A 17862-nucleotide genomic window follows, 5' to 3' on the forward strand; every position below is an offset into this window, starting at 1 on the left:
AGCTCTGGCCGAACACGCGCAGGTTCGAGGCCAGAGCGGCGGGAAGCGCCGCCTGTCAGTGGGTCGCGCGCCTTTCAAGAGTGATCGCATCCTGGAAATTGCCCACTGCTTCAGTGCGAGACCAAAAGCCGCGTACCGGCGGCGCTGCCCAGACCAGACCCGCCGCTTCGATCCATTCGTCAAACAATGCCTTCTCGAAGCCGATCGCACGCTCCGGGTGACGAATATCGGCCGCCCAGACCCCGGCTGAAAACGCCTCCATCGGTAACTTGCGGTCGGGCCGGGTCAAATCAGGCAACTGATCATTCTCGATGAGGAAACCTGTCAGAAACAGGCGGCCGCCCGGACGCAGGACCCGACCGGTCTCAGCGAGATAGTGCGTAGCATCAAGCGGCAGCAAATGGCTGAAGAGTGAAATCGCCAGCGCCGCGTCGATTGAGCCATCCTCGGCCGGGAAACGGTACTGGTGGGCATTCATGCCACTGGCACCATATTCTGCGCTTTTGACGTCCGACCGAAAAAAATCGACACAGCCTCGGCTTTTCACATGCTTGCGGGCAAAACCCAACGCGCTGTCTGAAAGGTCGAAACCCGTGTAGCGGCCCGATTCATCCAAGGCCTCTGCAATGGGGAAACTCAGCCGTCCTGCTCCGCAGCCCAGATCAAGGACATGGTCCGACGGCCTGAAATTCACCGCCTGTGAGAAAAGCGAGAAAAAATGTCGACCGGTGGCGTGGAAATCGCCGCCGCCGACATTGTGCAAGACGCGCCACGGCTGCGGCTTGGCCGATTTGCGGCGCCCCTCGATGAGATCCTTCACATCGCTCGACAGATTCCAGACGAAATTCACCAGCCTGCGAGGCATCCAGGCGTGAACCAGCTTTTTGAGAGCTATCACAACACCCATCGCCTTAATCCCCTTCGACCGAGGCGCGCAGTATCATGAACAATTTTGCTAGCCAAGCCGACTTCGGATCGCTCCGGCAATCCCGAAGGGCGTCAGCGCCGTCGTGCCCAGCGAAACAGCCAGGGTCAGCAGGAGGTTCGCCACGGCCCTCTCGTCGCCCTCGAAGGCAGAACGCCCGGCGCCAGCTGCGAAAATCAGCACCGGCACCATCATCGGCGTGGCGATCAAGGCGATCAGCAAACCGCTCCGGCGGATCCCGGCAGCCAGCGCTCCGGCAAATCCGGCAATCAAAGACAGCGCCGGGATGGCGGCGAGCAGGGCAAGAGCGCCCACCAATGCTGTCTCGACCGGGACGCCATACATCAAGGCGCCCAGCAGGCCGATGACCGGCAAGGGCCACAGTGTCGCGACCGCTTGTCCCATGACCTTTGCCAGGACCAGCCAGGCCGGTGTGGCACCGCTGAGCAGGTAGAGCTCAGCCGTCCCGTCAGCATGATCATCGCCGAACAGCCGGTCTGCTGATTGCAGGACCGAGAGCAGCGCCGCAAACCCCATGATCCCGGGACCGATCGCCATGAGCAGGTCGGGCGCCGGACCGATGGCAAGCGGGGCGAGCGTAATCGCGGCGAGGAAAAAGGCGGCCGGTCCGGCCGCGCCGCCACCGCCCGCCCAGGCCAGTCGCGCTTCCCGCGCAAAGACCGCGCCCAGCGCATTCATCGGTGCGTCCCCAGATCGATCCGGCGGGCATCCGGCCAGTCGAGAATCTGGTGGGTCGCCGCAATGACACTGCCGCCGCGCGACCGATGCCAGGCGACCAGGTCAGCAAGGCGGGCTCGCCCGCCACCATCGAGCGGACCGGCCGGTTCGTCGAGCAGCCAGATCGGGCGATTGGCGAGGGCCACACGCACCAGGGCAGTCCGGCGTTGCTGGCCGCGCGACAATCGCCCGGCGGGCCGGTCGATCACGCTCTCGATTGCCAGTGCCCGCATCAGGGGCAGGATCGCCTTTCGCGGTTGCCCCGCCATGGCCGCCCAGAAGCGAAGCGCCTGGCGAGGGCTTTCCCCGGGCTTGAGCCCGTCGGCATGACCCAGCCAGGCCAGGCGTTCGGCCGCTGCGATGGTGGGTGGATGCTCGCCAATACGGATAGTTCCGGCCTCTGGCCGGATGAAGCCGGCGATGGCCCGCAGCAGGCTGGTCTTGCCGGTGCCGTTCGGCCCGCTCATCAACACAGCCTCGCCCGGCGCGAGATCAAGGTTGAAATCGCGCACCAGGGTGAGCTCGCCGCGCGCCAGTGACAGGCCGGAAACACAAAGCGTTTCCGGGCAAAGCGCGGGCATGTCGGGGAAAATCTGGGTCTGGCTCGACATGGTTCTGCATGTCGCCTGAGAGCACCCCATCCGTCAACGCACGGAACGCCGCATTGCAGCAGACCGAATGTCCGGCTAAAACCCGCCAAAACATGTGGCCGTAAACTGCGGCCCGCCTCCCCACCGGGTATTTTACCCCTGACCCCATGAGGACGACGCATATGGCCTCTCTCGACAGTTTTTCCTGTAAACGCACCCTCACCGCCGCTGGTGAGACCTATGCCTATTATGACCTGAAGGTCGCCGAGGCGAACGGGCTGGCCGGGGTTTCCCGCCTGCCGGGCTCGCTGAAAGTGCTTCTGGAAAACCTGCTGCGCTTTGAAGACGGCAAGACCGTCACCAAGGCCGATATCGAGGCGATGGCCGAATGGCTGACGACCCGCAAGTCGACCCATGAGATCGCCTACCGCCCGGCCCGCGTGGTCATGCAGGACTTCACCGGTGTGCCGGCCGTGGTCGATCTCGCCGCCATGCGCGATGCCGCGACCAAGCTTGGCGCCGACCCGGACCGTATCAACCCGCAAGTCCCGGTCGACCTCGTGATCGACCACTCGGTCATGGTCGACAATTTTGGCCAGGCCGACAGCTTCGCCAAGAATGTCGAGCGCGAGTACGAGCGCAATGGCGAGCGTTACAAATTCCTGAAATGGGGCGCCAAGGCGTTTGACAATTTCCGCGTTGTCCCGCCGGGCACGGGCATTATCCACCAGGTCAATCTGGAAAACCTCGCCCAGGCCGTCTGGACCAAGGAAGAAAACGGCGAGACTATCGCCTATCCTGACACCTGCGTCGGCACCGACAGCCACACCACCATGATCAACGGCCTCGCCGTTCTCGGCTGGGGTGTCGGCGGCATCGAGGCAGAGGCGGCCATGCTCGGCCAGCCGGTCTCCATGCTGATCCCGGAAGTCATCGGCTTTGAACTGACCGGCAAGCTGCCGGAAGGCGCCACCGCAACTGACCTGGTTTTGAAGGTCGTCGAGATGCTCCGCAAGAAGGGCGTGGTCGGCAAGTTCGTGGAATTCTACGGCACCGGCCTTGACCATCTGTCGCTGGAAGACGAGGCCACCATCGCCAACATGGCCCCGGAATACGGTGCGACCTGCGGCTTCTTCCCGGTCGACAACGAGACGCTGGCCTACCTCACGGCGACCGGCCGTGACGACAAGCGCGTCGCCCTGGTCGAGGCCTATTCAAAGGCCCAGGGCATGTTCCGTCCGGAATACGATGCCGACCCGGTCTTCACCGACACGCTGCACCTTGATATGTCGACGGTCGTCCCGGCGGTCTCCGGCCCCAAGCGACCGCAGGACTGGATCGAGCTTTCCAACGCCGCCGCCGGCTTTGCCCGCATCATGGAAAGCGAGTACGGCAAGGGTGACGAGCTGGACAAATCCGCTCCGGTGGAGGGCGAAGATTACGCCTTCACCAATGGTAATGTTGCGATCGCCGCCATCACCTCGTGCACCAACACGTCAAACCCGTCCGTCATGCTCGGCGCCGGCCTGCTGGCCCGCAATGCCGTGGCCAAGGGCCTGAAGACCAAGCCCTGGGTGAAGACCTCGCTGGCTCCGGGTTCGCAGGTCGTGACCGACTATCTGCTGCGCGCCGGCCTCAATGACGATCTCGACGCACTCGGCTTCGACCTCGTCGGCTATGGCTGCACGACCTGTATCGGCAATTCCGGCCCGCTGCCGCCGGCGATCTCCAAGACGATCAACGAGAATGATCTCGTCGCGACCTCCGTCCTGTCGGGCAACCGCAATTTCGAAGGCCGGATCTCGCCGGATGTGCGCGCCAACTACCTGGCCTCGCCGCCGCTGGTCGTCGCCTATGCGCTGGCCGGTTCGATGAAGGTCAATCTGGTCACCGACCCGCTGGGTCAGGACCAGGACGGCAATGACGTCTACCTCAAGGACATCTGGCCGAGCTCCGCCGAAATCGCCGAAGTGGTTCGCACCTCGGTGACCCCGGACATGTTCGCCAAGCGCTATGCCGACGTCTTCAAGGGCGATGATGCCTGGGGCGGTATCGAGGTTTCCGGTGGCCTGACCTATGCCTGGGATCACACCTCGACCTATGTGCAGAACCCGCCCTATTTCGAAGGCATGACGATGGATCCGGAAAGTCCGGGCGATGTCATCAACGCAAAGATCATGGGCCTGTTCGGCGACTCGATCACGACCGACCACATCTCGCCGGCCGGTTCCATCAAGGCCGACAGCCCGGCCGGTCGCTATCTGCAGGAACGTCAGGTGCCGGTTCTCGAGTTCAATTCCTACGGCTCGCGCCGCGGCAATCACGAAGTGATGATGCGCGGCACGTTCGCCAATATCCGCATCAAGAACAAGATGCTGGATGGCGTCGAGGGCGGCTATACCCTGAAGGACGGCAAGCAGGTCGACATTTTTGACGCCTGCATGGCCCACCAGGCCGAAGGCACGCCGCTGGTCGTGTTCGGCGGCAAGGAATACGGCACAGGCTCGTCGCGCGACTGGGCTGCCAAGGGTACCCGTCTGCTGGGCGTCAAGGCCGTGATCGCAGAGAGCTTCGAGCGTATCCACCGCTCCAACCTGATCGGCATGGGCGTGCTGCCCCTGCAGTTCGAGGATGGCGGCAGCTGGGAAGCCCTGGGCATGACCGGCAACGAGACGGTAACGATCGAGGGCATTGAAAGCCTTGAGCCGCGCGCCGCGATGACGGTCGAGATCACCTTCCCAGACGGCACGGTGAAGACCGCTCCGGCCCGCGCCCGGATCGATACCGAGAACGAGCTGGAATACTTCCGCCACGGCGGCATCCTGCACTACGTGCTGCGCAATCTCGCAGCCTCCTAGTCAGGCCGGCCAAAGACGAGCTCCCGCCCGCGTCACGCCCATTTGATTGGATGATGCGGGCGGGCATGCTTATCTAGACGCCATGAAATGGCTTCCCGTCCTTCTCGCGGCCGCGTTCGGCTTGCCTGCCCTGGCCGATCAGGGCTGGGCCCAGGACGACGCTCCGCCTGAGGAACGCCCCGTGCTGGTCGAACTTTTCACCAGCCAGGGCTGCGGCCTGTGCCCGGAAGCCAACCGCTATCTGGGCGAACTCGATCAGCGTGAGCATGTCTTCGTCCTCGCCTACGCGGTGTCCTACTGGGACATGTATGGCTGGACAGACACCTATGCCCGCCCTGAATACGTCCAGCGCCAGCGCACCTACCTGCCCCGGCTCGACGTGCCACGCCTCTACACACCGCATTTTGTCGTCGATGGCGTTACGGACGCGCCCGGCTGGGAACAGGATGCCGTGGGCGATGCGGTGAGCGACCGCTTGACGGCGATGCCGGACAGCCCGGTCATCCGGATTTCAGACGGACCTTTCGGGTCCTTCCGCATCTCGCTCGACGGTGAGGCACCGGAAGAGGATCTCGATGTCTGGCTGGTCGCCTATTCGCCGGGCTGGGCCTCGGTCACGGTGGGTGCCGGCGAAAACGAAGGCCTCGACATGCTCCACTATAACATGGTCAAGAGTCTCACATATCTCGGCAATTGGGCGGGCGGACCGGCCAGCTTCACCGGCGAGAGCTTTCGCCGGTATGGCACGGTCGCCATCGTCCAAGGCGCCAATGGCGGGCCGATCTACGGCTATGCCCGGGTTGCTCCCAGCGAGGTTGCGGGTCGCTAGCGCGGTGCGCGCTTGGCCAGGATGCGCTGCAATGTCCTGCGATGCATGTTCAGTCGCCGGGCGGTTTCAGAAACATTGTGATCACACAGTTCAAACACGCGCTGGATATGCTCCCAACGCACGCGATCGGCCGACATCGGGTTTTCCGGCGGTTCCGGCTTGTCTTCGGGATGAGCGAGCAGCGCCTTGATGATATCGTCGGCATCGGCTGGCTTGGACAGATAATCCACCGCCCCCGCCTTCACAGCCGCGACAGCCGTCGCGATATTGCCATAACCGGTGAGCATCACGACGCGGCAATCGGCGCGTGAGGCGTGCAACGCCTTGACCACGTCCAGCCCGTCCCCGTCCTGCAGTCGCAGGTCCAGCACGGCAAAGGCCGGCGGATTGGATTTTGCGACTTCCCTGGCCTCGTCCACGGTGCCGACGGCAGACACGACGAAACCGCGGCCGGTCATGGCGCGTCCCAGCCGGGTCCGGAACGGGGCATCATCATCGAGGATAAGCAGCGACTTGTCCTCGGGAAGTTCGTATTCGATCTCGCTCAACTGTCTGTCCTCACGAATTCTTGGTCTTGTTCCAATTTCTAGCCCAGTGCGGGCGGCGCCTCTACCCGTTTGCGCGGCCAGCGGATTGCGACAACAGCCCCGCCCGGCGAAGGAGCATTGTCGAAACGCACCACGCCGCCACTTTTCTCGATCATGGTCTTGGCAATGAAGACACCCAGACCGAGTCCGCCCTGGCCCGGCGTCCCGGACCGGGTCGTCACGTAGGGCTCACCGATCTTGGACAGAATGTCGGAAGTGAAGCCGGGGCCGTCATCGACCACGCGTACATAGATATTGCTGCGATCCCATCGGCCTTCCACGACAACACGGGAGACCGCAAAATCAACCGAATTCTCAATGAAGTTTCCGATCCCGTAGAGCAGTTCCGGAATGCGGCGCAGCACAGGCGGATCGCCATCACCGGCATCGGAGAGCTCCACGGTGACAACCGGGCCAAGACCGCGCAGCGGAACGCTGGCCTCCTCCAGCGCGGCAGCGAATTCGATCCGGTCATGGCGCTCATCGGACGCTTCCTGGACCTCGCCCAACCGCTTCAGTATGTCGCGGCAGCGGCGGGCCTGGGTGACCAGCAGCTCGGCATCCTCGCTGAGCGGGGTGCCGGCCTCGATTTCGCGCAACATCTCTTTCGCCGTCAGCTGGATGGTCGCCAGCGGCGTGCCCAGTTCGTGGGCCGCAGCCGCGGAAAGCGCGCCCAGCGCCGACAGGCGCTGCTCGCGCGACAGGACGCTCTGGGTAGCCGCCAGCGCCGTCGCCATGCGTTTGCCCTCATGGCTGACCCGCCAGGAATAGACAGCCGTGAAAGCGACAGCGATGAAGATCGCCGCCCAGAGGCCGAAAACATACATGCCGGGAAGGTCCAGCACCGCGCCGCCATACCAGGGCAGAGGCAGGCTCCACAGCCACATTGCGCCGGTACCGGCCAAGGCAATGCCGGCAACTCCCGCCGACCACCGCGGTGGCAAGGCGGCGACGGCGATGATGATCGGCGCTGCCAGCATCACGATGAACGGGTTTTGCAGGCCGCCGGTCAGCATCAACAGCGCACACATCTGCAGGACGTCGAAGCCAAGCTGGGCGAAAGCCTCCCAGTCACGGGCAAATTTCTGCGGCGGGACTGCCAGGGTGAGCCAGGTATTGACCAGGGCGCTGAGGGCAATGAGGCCGAGACACAATCCGATCGGCAGTTCAAATCCGGCCAGGAAATGCACGATCAGAATGGTGACGGACTGTCCGCCGACCGCCAGCCAGCGCAACATGACCAGGGTGCGAAGCCGCAGGCGGCCAAATACCGGGGTCAGATGTGCATCACCGCCATAGGGGTCCCAGTCACTTTCGCTCATAAATCAGGCCTCCCGATTGTGTGACCGCGTCCGGCGATGGACAGGGCGCAGGCTAGCCCCTACCTTCGCACTCGCAGCAAATCCGACGCTTACTGACTAACATGCTTCGTCGGCGCCCGAACAGCACGGGTGACCCCGCCAAGGAGTGAGAATGCCGCGCCCAATGCTATGGCTGCTGATCGCAGCGCCAACAGTTGTCCTGGTTTTGGTTTTCAGCGTCCTGCTATCCCGAGGTGGCGAGCGGCAGGAGCGCCGCGCCGAGGTCCGCACGAGCGGCGAGGCGCTGGTCGGCGGTCCGTTCGAACTGATCGACCAGACCGGTGCAACGGTGACGCAGGAGACTTATGCCGGCAAGGCGATGCTGATCTATTTCGGTTACACCTACTGCCCTGACGTTTGCCCGTTCTCGCTTCAGGTGATGGCGGCTGCCATGGATCAGCTTGAAGCCGACGAGCGCGCGCGCATCCAGCCGATCCTGATCACCGTCGATGCCGAGCGCGATACATATCAGCAGATGGCGAGCTATGTCAGCTCGCCGGCCTTCCCGGACGGCCTTGTCGGCTTGACCGGGACAGAGGAACAAATCGCTGCAGTCGCCCGTGCCTATCGTGTTGTCTATCAACGCGCCGAGGATGATGGCAGCGGTGATTATCTGATGGACCACAGCTCGATTATCTATCTGATGGACGGCGACGGGGCTTTTGTTGATGTCTTCACCTCAGGCGTAGACCCGCGCGACCTCGCGCTCCGCCTGCAAGACTTCCTTGAGGAAAATCCCGGATAGTCATCCGGAACAGTGCCGGCCTTCGGCGCCGGCGCGAGGAGAGCTCATGCTTTACAGCGTCTATGAATTCAATCGTTTGGCGATAACGCCCTGGCGCGCCGCGGCGAATGCAACGCGCCAGATGATGCGCTCGCCCATGAATCCTATGGGCGAGACAATGGCCGGGCGGACGATGGCTGCCGCTGCGGAACTCTTTGAGTCCGTGACCCGGCGCTATGCCAAGCCGGAATGGATGCTCGACCATACCGAGATCGCGGGCCGGCACGTCGGCGTGTCCGAAACGGTCGTATGGACCAGGCCCTGGTGCTCGCTTGTGCATTTCGAGCGCGACCAGGATGCGCTTGTCGCGGCGCGCGGCGACACGCCGGATCGCAAAGTCCTCTTCGTCGCGCCCATGTCCGGTCACTACGCAACCCTGCTGCGCGGCACGGTGGAAGCCTTCCTGCCCGACAGCGAGGTCTATATCACCGACTGGCAGGACGCCCGGATGGTGCCGGTGACCGATGGCCGCTTCGATCTTGACGAATTCACCACCTATATACGCGAGATGATCACCCTGCTCGGGCCCGACCTGCATGTGGTGGCTGTCTGTCAGCCCGGACCTCCGACGCTGGCCGCGATCGCCATGATGGCGGAGGACAATGATCCGGCCCGCCCGGCATCGATGACCTTCATGGGCTCACCGATCGACACCCGGCTGTCGCCAACGGTGCCCAACAAGCTGGCCGAGGAGAAACCCTTCGACTGGTTTGCCGGCAATCTCATCCACACTGTTCCGGCGCCGAATCCAGGCGCATTCCGCAGGGTCTATCCGGGCTTCCTGCAGCTGGCCGGCTTCATGAACATGAATCTGGAACGCCATGTCGATGCCCACTGGGATTTCTTCACCCAGCTTGTTGAGGGCGATGGTGACAGCACCGACAAGCACCGCACCTTCTATGACGAGTATCTCGCCGTCATGGACCTGTCGGAAGAATTCTACCTGCAGACAATCACGGACGTTTTCCAGGAGCACAAGCTGGCCCGCGGCGAACAGATGCATGGCGCCCGCAAGGTGGACCCGTCTGCGATCCGCGATATCGCCCTGCTCACGGTGGAAGGCGAGAATGACGATATTTCCGGTATCGGACAGACCCAGGCCGCCCACACATTGTGCGAAGCGCTGCCTGAACACCTGCAATCGGACTGGGTCCAGCCGGATGTCGGCCATTACGGCGTGTTCAACGGCCGCCGCTTCCGCGAGCAGATTGCGCCACGCATGAAGGCTTTCATGGATGAAACCGGACAGGCGGCGCTCGACGCGCGCTGATCTCGGTCCGGCAGATACCGACATGAAAAGAGGCGCCACCCGGACCGGGTGGCGCCTTCTTCATTCCGGTTCACATGATCGGATCAGGGCGCTTCCGACGTGAAGCTGAGACCAAGCGAGGCGTAGTCGAACGAGCCGGTCTTCATGTCGTCGAGCATGGCGCCGATGCTGAGCGGCGTCGGTGGCGACATCTCGATGTGAAGGCTGCCGCCCTGATTGACGAAATTGGTCAGCGCGGTGGACAGTTCAGCCAGGACCGGGCGGGGAATTTCCGGCGGAGCCGCCATCAGGCCCATGCCCATCATGGCGCCCGCCTGCACGCGCAACTCTTCCTTGGTGAGCCCCTGCGCCGCAGCACCGGCTTCGAGTGCGCGATCCAGGATGGAGAGATCAACAATCCGCATCGTGATATTGTTGATCAGGAGCGGCGCCATCATTTCCGCCATCGCGTTGAATTGGGCTTCATCGCCGGCATCTTCCGCATCGGTCAGGGCTGTCATCGCGCCGGGCATGTTGGCCAGATAGGCATCATATCCCGAGATGTCCTGCCCCATTTCAAGGCGCAGGCCGTCAGTCAGCTCGATGTAGTTGTCGCCGGTCGTGTAGGCGCGGCCGGTATCTTCGTCATAGATCGAGTTGGCCGCCATGCTCAGTTCGAGCTGGTCATAACCCAGCATGCCGAGGCCCATGGCGAGCTGCGCGCCGCCCGGCTTGGTCGGGTCCGGGATCAGCATTGCCGACCCGAGCGCTGCCGTGCTCAACACGCGGGACCCTTGACGCTCCATCTCTGCGGTCAGGTAATCCATCGAGAAATGGACACCGGAGGCTTCCACGAGGATGTCGCGAACGGCGACGCTGTCATACAGGTCAATCGGCGCCAGAAACGCGCTCTGATAGTACGCATCCATTACAGCGGACTCTTCGGCACCGGATGCCGCCGCATCCATCATGTCCGCATAGGCCGCAGTCTGGAAGCCAAGCATGGAGACTTCGCCGAGACTGACCGTGATATCGTCCCCGGTCTCATCCGCTCCGGAAAAGGCAAAGCCGATCAGGGCGAGGCGCCCCAACTCGATACGGGAATAATTCTCGACGACGAATTGATCGAGGCTGAATTCAAAGAGACCGCCGTCTTCCGCGCCCGCGCCTTCAAGGCCTTCCAGGCGGAAAGCATCGAATTCATAGGTGTTCCAGGCCGGATCGTAATCGTCATCATTCTCACCGGCAACGGCACGACCAAAATCAGCCGTCATCGCCGCATTCGGCCCGTCGATGGAGATCCGATCGAGCCGGATCGCGGTTCCGTCCGTGGTGTCGGTGACACGGAGACCTTCCAGCGCCAAGCCGTCAAAGAGAACATCGCCATTCGGGGCGAGGCGCAGGGCCTCGAAGACCATCCGGTCAATGTGCACCGAATCGGGCCCGTCTGCCTCGCGCATGCCACCTGCATCCGGATCGGTGAATGTTACATCATTGAGGATGTAGCGCCCGCTTCGAAAATCGACGCTTTCATAGCTCACGGTTTCATTGGAGCCGTCCAGACCCATCCGTGCCATGGCGGCTTCGGCGGCGGCGCGGCTCTGGGCCTCGACGCTGCCGGCTGGCAACATGCAGGCGATGACACTGGCCGCAGCAGCGGCAGAAAGCAGGCTGTATCTCATGGTGACCCCTCATCGATGGGTGTTTCAACGTCCCTCTGTCGCCAGTTTAACACCACGAATGCGACACGTCGCTGAAACACAGTGCTTTTTGGGGGGGATTATCGGCTAGTCCCGTCCCCCCAGACCTGCGAGGAAGGCGCCGATCGGGTCCTCATCGGGCTCCTCTGCCGGCTCGGGTCGGACACTGGCCTCGGGCGGGAGCAGGGATTCGATGGTCGGCACAGGCGTCGGTGCCACCGCTTCGGTCTGACGCGCGGCCAGGCCGGTTCTCGGCGCCCCGCCCAGATAAGCTTGAAAGATCCGCGCCGGCGGTCCGCCGCCTGTCGCACGAGCGGTCGGCGAGTTATCGTCATTGCCGGTCCAGACGACCGTCACCAGTTCGCTGTTGAAGCCGGCGAACCAGGCGTCGCGAAAATCGTTCGTGGTACCGGTCTTGCCGCCAACAATCATCCCGGCCACGTCAGCGCGTCGGCCGGTCCCCTGACGCACATTGGTCAGGAAGAGGTCGCGCATCCGGGCCTGGGTGCGCGCATCGAGAACCAGTTCACCGCCTGAGGCCGCGGCGGCAAAGACAGGCTCGCCCGCTGCCGTTTCAATTCGGTCGATCCCGTAGGCGGCGGACCGGAGGCCACCATTGGCGAAAGGCGCATAGGCGCTTGCCAGTTCGAGCGGCGTCACTTCGAACACGCCAAGCGCCAGAGATCGATCAACCCGCATCGGGCTCTCGACGCCCAGCCGTCGCGCCAGGCGTGCGACATGCCCCCGGCCGGTCTCCTCGGCGATCTGGACGGCGATCGAATTGGACGAACGGATGAAACCCTCTCGCAGCGTCATCTCGCCGCGATACTCGTCGTTATAGTTCTGGGGTGCCCAGTCACCGATCCGGACCGGCGCATCATTGCGCCTGTCTTCCGGCGTCAGGCCCGCTTCGAAGGCCGAGGCGTAGACGAACGGCTTGAACGCCGAACCCGGTTGCCGCTGTGCGAGCACGGCCCGATTGAACTGGGACCGGGCATAGGACCGGCCGCCGACCATGGCCCTTACAGCGCCGTCGTGGGCGAGCGATACCAGGGCGCCTTCGCTGGCGCCGGCGGCCAGGGCCTCGTCATCAAGAATCATGTTGATGGCACGCTCGGCAGAGCGCTGGGCGTCAACATCCAGCGTTGTGTAAACGATCAAGTCATCATGACCGAGACCGGCAATGCCCCGAACCTGCTCCGCCGTCCAGTCGATGAAATACTGGGCCCCCTGGCTGGATGCGCCACGCGACACCCGGATCGGGGTCTGGGCGGCCTCGACCCGTTCCTGCTCGGTAATCCGCCCGGTCTGCATCATCAGATCTAGCACGACCGTCGCACGCGCCGCAGCGCGTTGGGCGTCATTGACCGGGCTGTAGCGCGACGGCGCCTTGAGGAGCCCGGCCAGCAGCGCGGCTTCGCCGAGGCCGAGTTCACTGGCCGGACGCGAGAAGTAGCGCAGGGATGCCGCTTCCACGCCGTAGGCGCCGCCTCCGAAATAGACCCGGTTGAGATAGAGTTCGAGGATTTCGTCCTTGCTGAACCGGCTTTCCAGCCAGAAGGCGAGCATCATCTCCTGCACCTTGCGGCGCAGGGTCCGTTCCGGCGACAGGAAAAGGTTCTTGGCCAGCTGCTGGGTCAGGGTCGAACCGCCCTGGACGACACGGCCTGCGCGCAGATTTGCGACCATGGCCCGGGCGAGGCCGATGAGATCGACGCCCGGATGGCTGTAGAAGCGACGGTCTTCCACCGCAAGGACCGCATCGACGAGATAGGCCGGCAACTCCTCGACGGTCACTTCATGTCCATGCGCCGAGCCGCGTCGGGCAATCAGCGCGCCATTGTGATCAAGAAAGGTGATCGTCGCGGTCCGCTCCACCGCCTGCAGCCCGCTGGTATCTGGCAGGTCGCGGGCGATGGACACCAGCCAGCCACCAACAACAAGACCACCGATCACCATCAGGCACGCGGCCGCGCGGAACCAAGGAAAGCCCTTTTTCGATGAGGTCTTGCGGCGCGTTTGCCGACGCCGCAGCCGCGAGGGGGCGGCAGAGCGGGCGCGTTCCGCTGCTTGGGACTTTCCGGGCCGGCGGGCCATGCTCGATCCTCGTCGCAAAACCGGTGGTTTCATCTGCCAGCAACGGGGTTAATTCCCCATGAAGGAACACGCTTTCAGGGCTTGCACTTGCCCAAGGCTGACTGCACGATATGGCCGAAGAGGGGCCTCACCATGTCAGTCAAGCGTTCACTTCTTGTCCTTGCCGTGCTTTTCGGCGCTGCCAGCCTGTCCGGCTGCATCGCGATCTATGAAGGAACGGATTCGGTCTGCCCGCATGGCGACCCCAATGCCGATAACTGGCCTTATTGCGGCGGCGCAACGCCGGGCGGCTCCCAGCCCTACGACGACTGATCCGACAGTACAGCGTCCTCGGGCTGATCGGCCCCGGTGTCGCTGGCGTCTGCCTGCCCGGAACCGGGCGGTGCAAAGCGTATCAGGATGGTTCCCGGCTGGGACGGCGCCTCGCGACCGGACCCCAGCAGGTGGAAAGTGCCGTTTGGCAATCGCGCGATCACCAGGTCCGGCATCTCCCCGACATCGTCGAGATAAGCCGATAGCGGATAGGTTTCAGACAGTTTGGTGTTCCGGAAACGCCAGCCCTGCCACCAGTCCCGTGCCAGGCTGTCATAGCCGCGACCGCGCCGGATCAGGGTTCGTCCTCGCGCGGTGAAGGCAATGGCGCGTGGATCGTCTTCGACCTTTTCCGCATCAATCGGCCCGTCAAACCCGGACAGCTGGAAAACCCGGCTTCGCCCCATTTCCGGGCCGTAATCGATACACACAAGCGCATTGTAGGCATCATTGGGTGATGCCGCGAGCAATGCCGAGAACCGCGCCGGCTCGAGGCGCCAGTCCGCGGCTTCCGACAGGACTTCACCATAGTGGATGTCATGACCGGCCAGTCGCGCCGCGCGCAGGCGGCGCCAGCTGGTATCGGCAATGGTAACAGGCACATCGGCCTTTTTTAGCGCATCCGCCAGACCAAGGCTCCACGGATTGGCGCCGACCAGGAGCAAGCGTTCGGGGCCGCTCTGAGACAAGCCGAGCAGTCGGGCCAGCGGTGAGACCGCGAATCCGCAACCGAAGACGCTGATGAAGATGGTGATGAAGACCAGCGGGGCCAGGATGGCCGCATCCTCCCGCCCGACCTCGATCAGACTGGCGGCCAAATGGCCGGCCGCCGCGGCGGCCACGACGCCGCGCGGGCCTATGATCCCGATGAAGGCCGTCTCCTTGAGATCGAGGCCCGAGCCCAGGGTTGCCAGTGCCACCGTAAGCGGCCGGACCAGCAGGATGAAGACCGCCACGAAGGCGAGGTGCCATCGGTTCAGTGCCAGCAGATCAGCCGGCGCGAGCTCTGCGGCGAGAACGACGAAGACGCTGGCGACCAGAATCGAGGCAATACCTTCCTTGAAGCGGCGCATTTCCTCGATCGAGGCCAGTCGCGAATTGGCAACGACAAGGCCGAAAAGGGTCACCGCGACAAGACCGGTCTCGTTGGCCAGGGCATCCGCAGCCGCGAAACAAACCAGGACAGACGCAAGAACGATTGGCGCCTTCATCGGTTCCGGAACCCATCCACGGCGGAAGGCACGCGAGAGGCCGGCACCGAATCCAAAGCCCAGCGCGGCGCCGATCACGGCACCGAAAGCCAGGGCGAGACCCGCCTGGACCCAGTCCTGCCCCATGGCGGTCTGGCGGATCGCCTCGAAGACAAACACAGCGGACAACGCTCCGATGGGGTCGTTGACAATGCCCTCCCACTTCAGGACCGAGGCGATGCGGGTCGGCAACTTGGCCTGTCGCAACAAGGGCAGGACGACCGTCGGGCCGGTGGTCGTCAGCAAGGCCCCGATCATCGCTGACAGGTCCCAGGCAAGGCCGGCGACATAGTGCAGTGCCAGAACCGCCCCGGCCCAGCCCAGCGGATAGCCGAGGAAGACCATGCGGCGCACCGGGCCGGACGCATCGCGCAGCTCGCGGAAATTCAGCGTGATCCCGCCCTCAAACAGGATCACAGCGACGGCAAGCGCGATCATCGGGCGCAGATAGTCCCCGAACACCGCAGAGGGATGCACCAGTGGTGCGCCGGCGGCAAAAGCCCAGATCGGCCCCAGGATTAGACCCGCCCCCATCATCAGCACGATGGATGGCCAGCGCAGGCGCCATGCCAGCCATTGGGCAGCGATACCTGAACCGGCGATGAGCGCGATGGTCAGGATGAGGTCAGGAGCGGTCTCTATCATGACCCTCGTGTTAGCGCGTTTCGTTCCATTCGTCGCCCCGGCGGCGACAGACCTGGGGAGGCAAAAATGGACACCCTGCCACACGAGGCCCAACTGGCCCTTATCTCATTCCTCATTGCGCTGGGCATAGGCGGTCCGATCGCCCTCATTGGCGCCGGAAATGCTTTCGCACTGGCACGCTGGGCAGGCGCATTCGCCTTCCGGCGCCGCATGGCGACGGGCTTCCTTGTCAGCCTGCTCGGCGGTGCGGGCCTTCTCGGCTCCGGCCTTCTCGGCTCCGGCACAGAGCTTGTCGCCGGTCTTGTCAGCGGCCTGTTCGCCTAGGACGATCCGTCGTCGGAATGGATCAGGTCGAAGCCGATGGCCCGACCGCCATAATCGCCATTCTCGTAGAGATCAGCCTGGTCTCCGAACCAGCGCATCAGATGATCATGCAGGCGCACGAAGACGGTATCAAGCGCAGCCTCATCGAGCGGCAGGTCGAGATCAAAGACCGGCCCGTCCGCTATTGCGATCTCGACATGGTGGCCCTTCTTCGTGCAGCCCAGGACAAGCCGGGTCCAGTCGCCGGTCCGTGATACCCGTACCGCCAGACCGAAACTGATCGGTCCCAATGGCAGGAAACCGCTTCCCGAGACCGAAAAGGCGCCTGACCGGTAAGGCTGGGGCGACCAGGCGCCCTGCGGCGGGACAAGGTGGACGCAAATCTTGCCTTCCGAGCCGAGGAAGCGGCAGAAGCCGGTCGAGATATTCTCCGCGACCGAGCGGATCACCGCATAATTTTCCAGCGAGTACTCGCCATAGCGCTCGGCCACATCGGCGAGCTCGTCAAACCGGGTCTTGTCGCGCATTTGTCACTCCCCTGGGCTTCCGGCGCAGGCTAATGTGCCGGTACCGTAAAGGGGAGGGGTCGATGCGACAAATTTTGATGGGTGTCGGGATACTGGCTGGCCTGACGGCCTGCTCTCCGGCGGTCGAGACCGCGCCGCCACATGTCTGGAACACCCTGAATGGCGAAGCCCCATTGGTGATTGCCCATCGCGGCGCCAGCGGCGAACGCCCCGAGCATACGCTCGAAGCCTATACCCTGGCGATCGAGCAAGGCGCCGATGTCATCGAACCTGACCTGGTCATGACGTCAGATGGCGTTCTGGTGGTCCGCCATGACCATTATCTCTCGACCACGACCGACGTCGCGAACCATCCGGCGTTCGCTGATCGCCGCCGCGCCCAGGGCGGGCAGACCGACTGGTGGGTGGAAGACTTCACGCTCGCAGAGCTGCGCACCTTGCGGGCCCGCCAACCCTGGCCCCAGCGCGATCCCGGTTTCAATGACCAGTTTCTGATCCCGACCTTCGAGGAAGTGCTCGACCTCGCGGCCACGCATGGCGTTCGCACCGAGCCGGAAGTGAAGGTACCTGGCCATTTCGTCTCGCTCGGCCTGGACCCGCTACCCGAGCTCGTGCGCATCCTGCGGGAGCGCGGACTGGATGGTGCCGATGCGACCACGGCGATCCAGTGCTTCGAACCGGATTTTCTCGCTCGCCTCAATGGCGAGGTCGACACACCGCTCCTGATGCTGGTCTTCCCGATGCAAGAGCTCGACCCGGAAGCCGATCCGCTGCAGCCGACTGTATCGCTCGCCGACCTGTCCGCCTTCGCGGACGGGGTCGGCCCGTCCAAGGCGCTCGTGATCACCGCCGACGGCGAGGATACCGGCTTCATTGCCCGCGCCCATGAATTGGGGCTGGCCGTGCATCCATGGACCTTCCGCGACGATGTTCCGGTTGCCGAAGGCGTCACGATCGAGGACGAGTTGCAGCGCATCTTTGCGCTGGGGGTGGACGGCGTGTTCACGGATTTTCCGGCAACGGCGGTGCGAGTCCGCGACGCCGTGGACGGTGGCTAGGCGAGCCCACACAAAAAAAAGTGGCGCA

At 63.7% G+C, this 17862-nt stretch carries 16 protein-coding genes; 7 read left to right on the forward strand and 9 right to left on the reverse strand.

The genetic code is table 11. The annotated features are described in order from the left end of the window. Positions 1–55 precede the first annotated feature (55 nt). From QZZ02_RS08235 to ccmA, 3 genes are read right to left on the reverse strand one after another with little or no spacing between them, the layout of a single operon-like run. Entirely contained in the window at positions 56–907 is an 852-nt protein-coding gene (locus QZZ02_RS08235) for a methyltransferase domain-containing protein (RefSeq protein WP_291843596.1), read from the reverse strand. Positions 908–955: 48 nt separating this feature from the next. Continuing rightward, complete coding sequence (locus QZZ02_RS08240; RefSeq protein WP_291843598.1) at positions 956–1624, reverse strand: heme exporter protein CcmB; 669 nt, start codon at positions 1622–1624, stop codon at positions 956–958. Beyond that, a complete protein-coding gene (gene ccmA / locus QZZ02_RS08245; protein WP_291843600.1) occupies positions 1621–2274 on the reverse strand; it encodes a heme ABC exporter ATP-binding protein CcmA in 654 nt (217 codons plus the stop codon). The genes QZZ02_RS08240 and ccmA overlap by 4 nt, the downstream gene beginning before the upstream one ends. A 161-nt stretch (positions 2275–2435) precedes the next feature. Here ccmA and acnA point away from each other — a divergent pair, with 161 nt between their 5' ends. Both acnA and QZZ02_RS08255 read left to right on the forward strand, forming a co-directional pair. Continuing rightward, entirely contained in the window at positions 2436–5111 is a 2676-nt protein-coding gene (gene acnA, locus QZZ02_RS08250) for an aconitate hydratase AcnA (RefSeq protein ID WP_291843601.1), read from the forward strand. Between the two features lie 82 nt (positions 5112–5193). After that, positions 5194–5940 carry a DUF1223 domain-containing protein gene (locus QZZ02_RS08255; RefSeq protein WP_291843604.1) on the forward strand — a complete coding sequence of 249 codons (747 nt, stop codon included), beginning with the start codon at positions 5194–5196 and terminating at the stop codon, positions 5938–5940. Here QZZ02_RS08255 and QZZ02_RS08260 read toward each other — a convergent pair. Both QZZ02_RS08260 and QZZ02_RS08265 read right to left on the reverse strand, forming a co-directional pair. Beyond that, complete coding sequence (locus QZZ02_RS08260) at positions 5937–6488, reverse strand: ActR/PrrA/RegA family redox response regulator transcription factor (RefSeq protein WP_291843606.1); 552 nt, start codon at positions 6486–6488, stop codon at positions 5937–5939. The two genes, QZZ02_RS08255 and QZZ02_RS08260, sit on opposite strands and share 4 nt — an antisense overlap. A 38-nt stretch (positions 6489–6526) precedes the next feature. Further along, positions 6527–7849, reverse strand: coding sequence for an ActS/PrrB/RegB family redox-sensitive histidine kinase (locus tag QZZ02_RS08265; protein ID WP_291843608.1), 1323 nt, complete (start codon positions 7847–7849; stop codon positions 6527–6529). Positions 7850–8000: 151 nt separating this feature from the next. Here QZZ02_RS08265 and QZZ02_RS08270 point away from each other — a divergent pair, with 151 nt between their 5' ends. Continuing rightward, the gene (locus tag QZZ02_RS08270) at positions 8001–8633 is read left to right on the forward strand and encodes an SCO family protein (RefSeq protein WP_291843610.1); all 633 of its coding nucleotides are present in this window, start codon (positions 8001–8003) and stop codon (positions 8631–8633) included. Positions 8634–8679: 46 nt separating this feature from the next. Continuing rightward, positions 8680–9942, forward strand: a complete 1263-nt coding sequence (phaZ, locus tag QZZ02_RS08275; protein WP_291843611.1) for a polyhydroxyalkanoate depolymerase — start codon at positions 8680–8682, stop codon at positions 9940–9942. An 83-nt stretch (positions 9943–10025) separates the two neighbouring features. Here phaZ and QZZ02_RS08280 read toward each other — a convergent pair whose 3' ends face one another. Continuing rightward, on the reverse strand, positions 10026–11603 hold the full coding sequence (locus tag QZZ02_RS08280; RefSeq protein ID WP_291843612.1) for a hypothetical protein: 1578 nt from the start codon (positions 11601–11603) through the stop codon (positions 10026–10028). Positions 11604–11708: 105 nt separating this feature from the next. Then, a complete protein-coding gene (locus QZZ02_RS08285) occupies positions 11709–13718 on the reverse strand; it encodes a PBP1A family penicillin-binding protein (RefSeq protein ID WP_291843613.1) in 2010 nt (669 codons plus the stop codon). 132 nt (positions 13719–13850) lie between these two features. Between QZZ02_RS08285 and QZZ02_RS08290 the strand changes: the two genes are divergently transcribed. Then, positions 13851–14030, forward strand: a complete 180-nt coding sequence (locus tag QZZ02_RS08290) for a hypothetical protein (protein ID WP_291843614.1) — start codon at positions 13851–13853, stop codon at positions 14028–14030. Here QZZ02_RS08290 and QZZ02_RS08295 read toward each other — a convergent pair. After that, a complete protein-coding gene (locus QZZ02_RS08295) occupies positions 14018–15925 on the reverse strand; it encodes a sodium:proton antiporter (protein ID WP_291843615.1) in 1908 nt (635 codons plus the stop codon). The two genes, QZZ02_RS08290 and QZZ02_RS08295, sit on opposite strands and share 13 nt — an antisense overlap. 66 nt (positions 15926–15991) lie before the next feature. Here QZZ02_RS08295 and QZZ02_RS08300 point away from each other — a divergent pair, with 66 nt between their 5' ends. Next, complete coding sequence (locus tag QZZ02_RS08300; RefSeq protein ID WP_291843616.1) at positions 15992–16249, forward strand: hypothetical protein; 258 nt, start codon at positions 15992–15994, stop codon at positions 16247–16249. Here QZZ02_RS08300 and QZZ02_RS08305 read toward each other — a convergent pair. After that, positions 16246–16776: a hypothetical protein gene (locus QZZ02_RS08305; protein ID WP_291843618.1), complete on the reverse strand. Its 531-nt coding sequence runs from the start codon at positions 16774–16776 to the stop codon at positions 16246–16248. The genes QZZ02_RS08300 and QZZ02_RS08305 overlap by 4 nt on opposite strands. 62 nt (positions 16777–16838) lie before the next feature. On the opposite strand from QZZ02_RS08305, the gene QZZ02_RS08310 reads away from it, so the two are divergent. Next, on the forward strand, positions 16839–17834 hold the full coding sequence (locus tag QZZ02_RS08310; RefSeq protein WP_291843619.1) for a glycerophosphodiester phosphodiesterase family protein: 996 nt from the start codon (positions 16839–16841) through the stop codon (positions 17832–17834). Positions 17835–17862: the final 28 nt, after the last annotated feature.

The organism is Maricaulis sp. (assembly GCF_015665295.1).
Lineage (GTDB): Bacteria > Pseudomonadota > Alphaproteobacteria > Caulobacterales > Maricaulaceae > Maricaulis.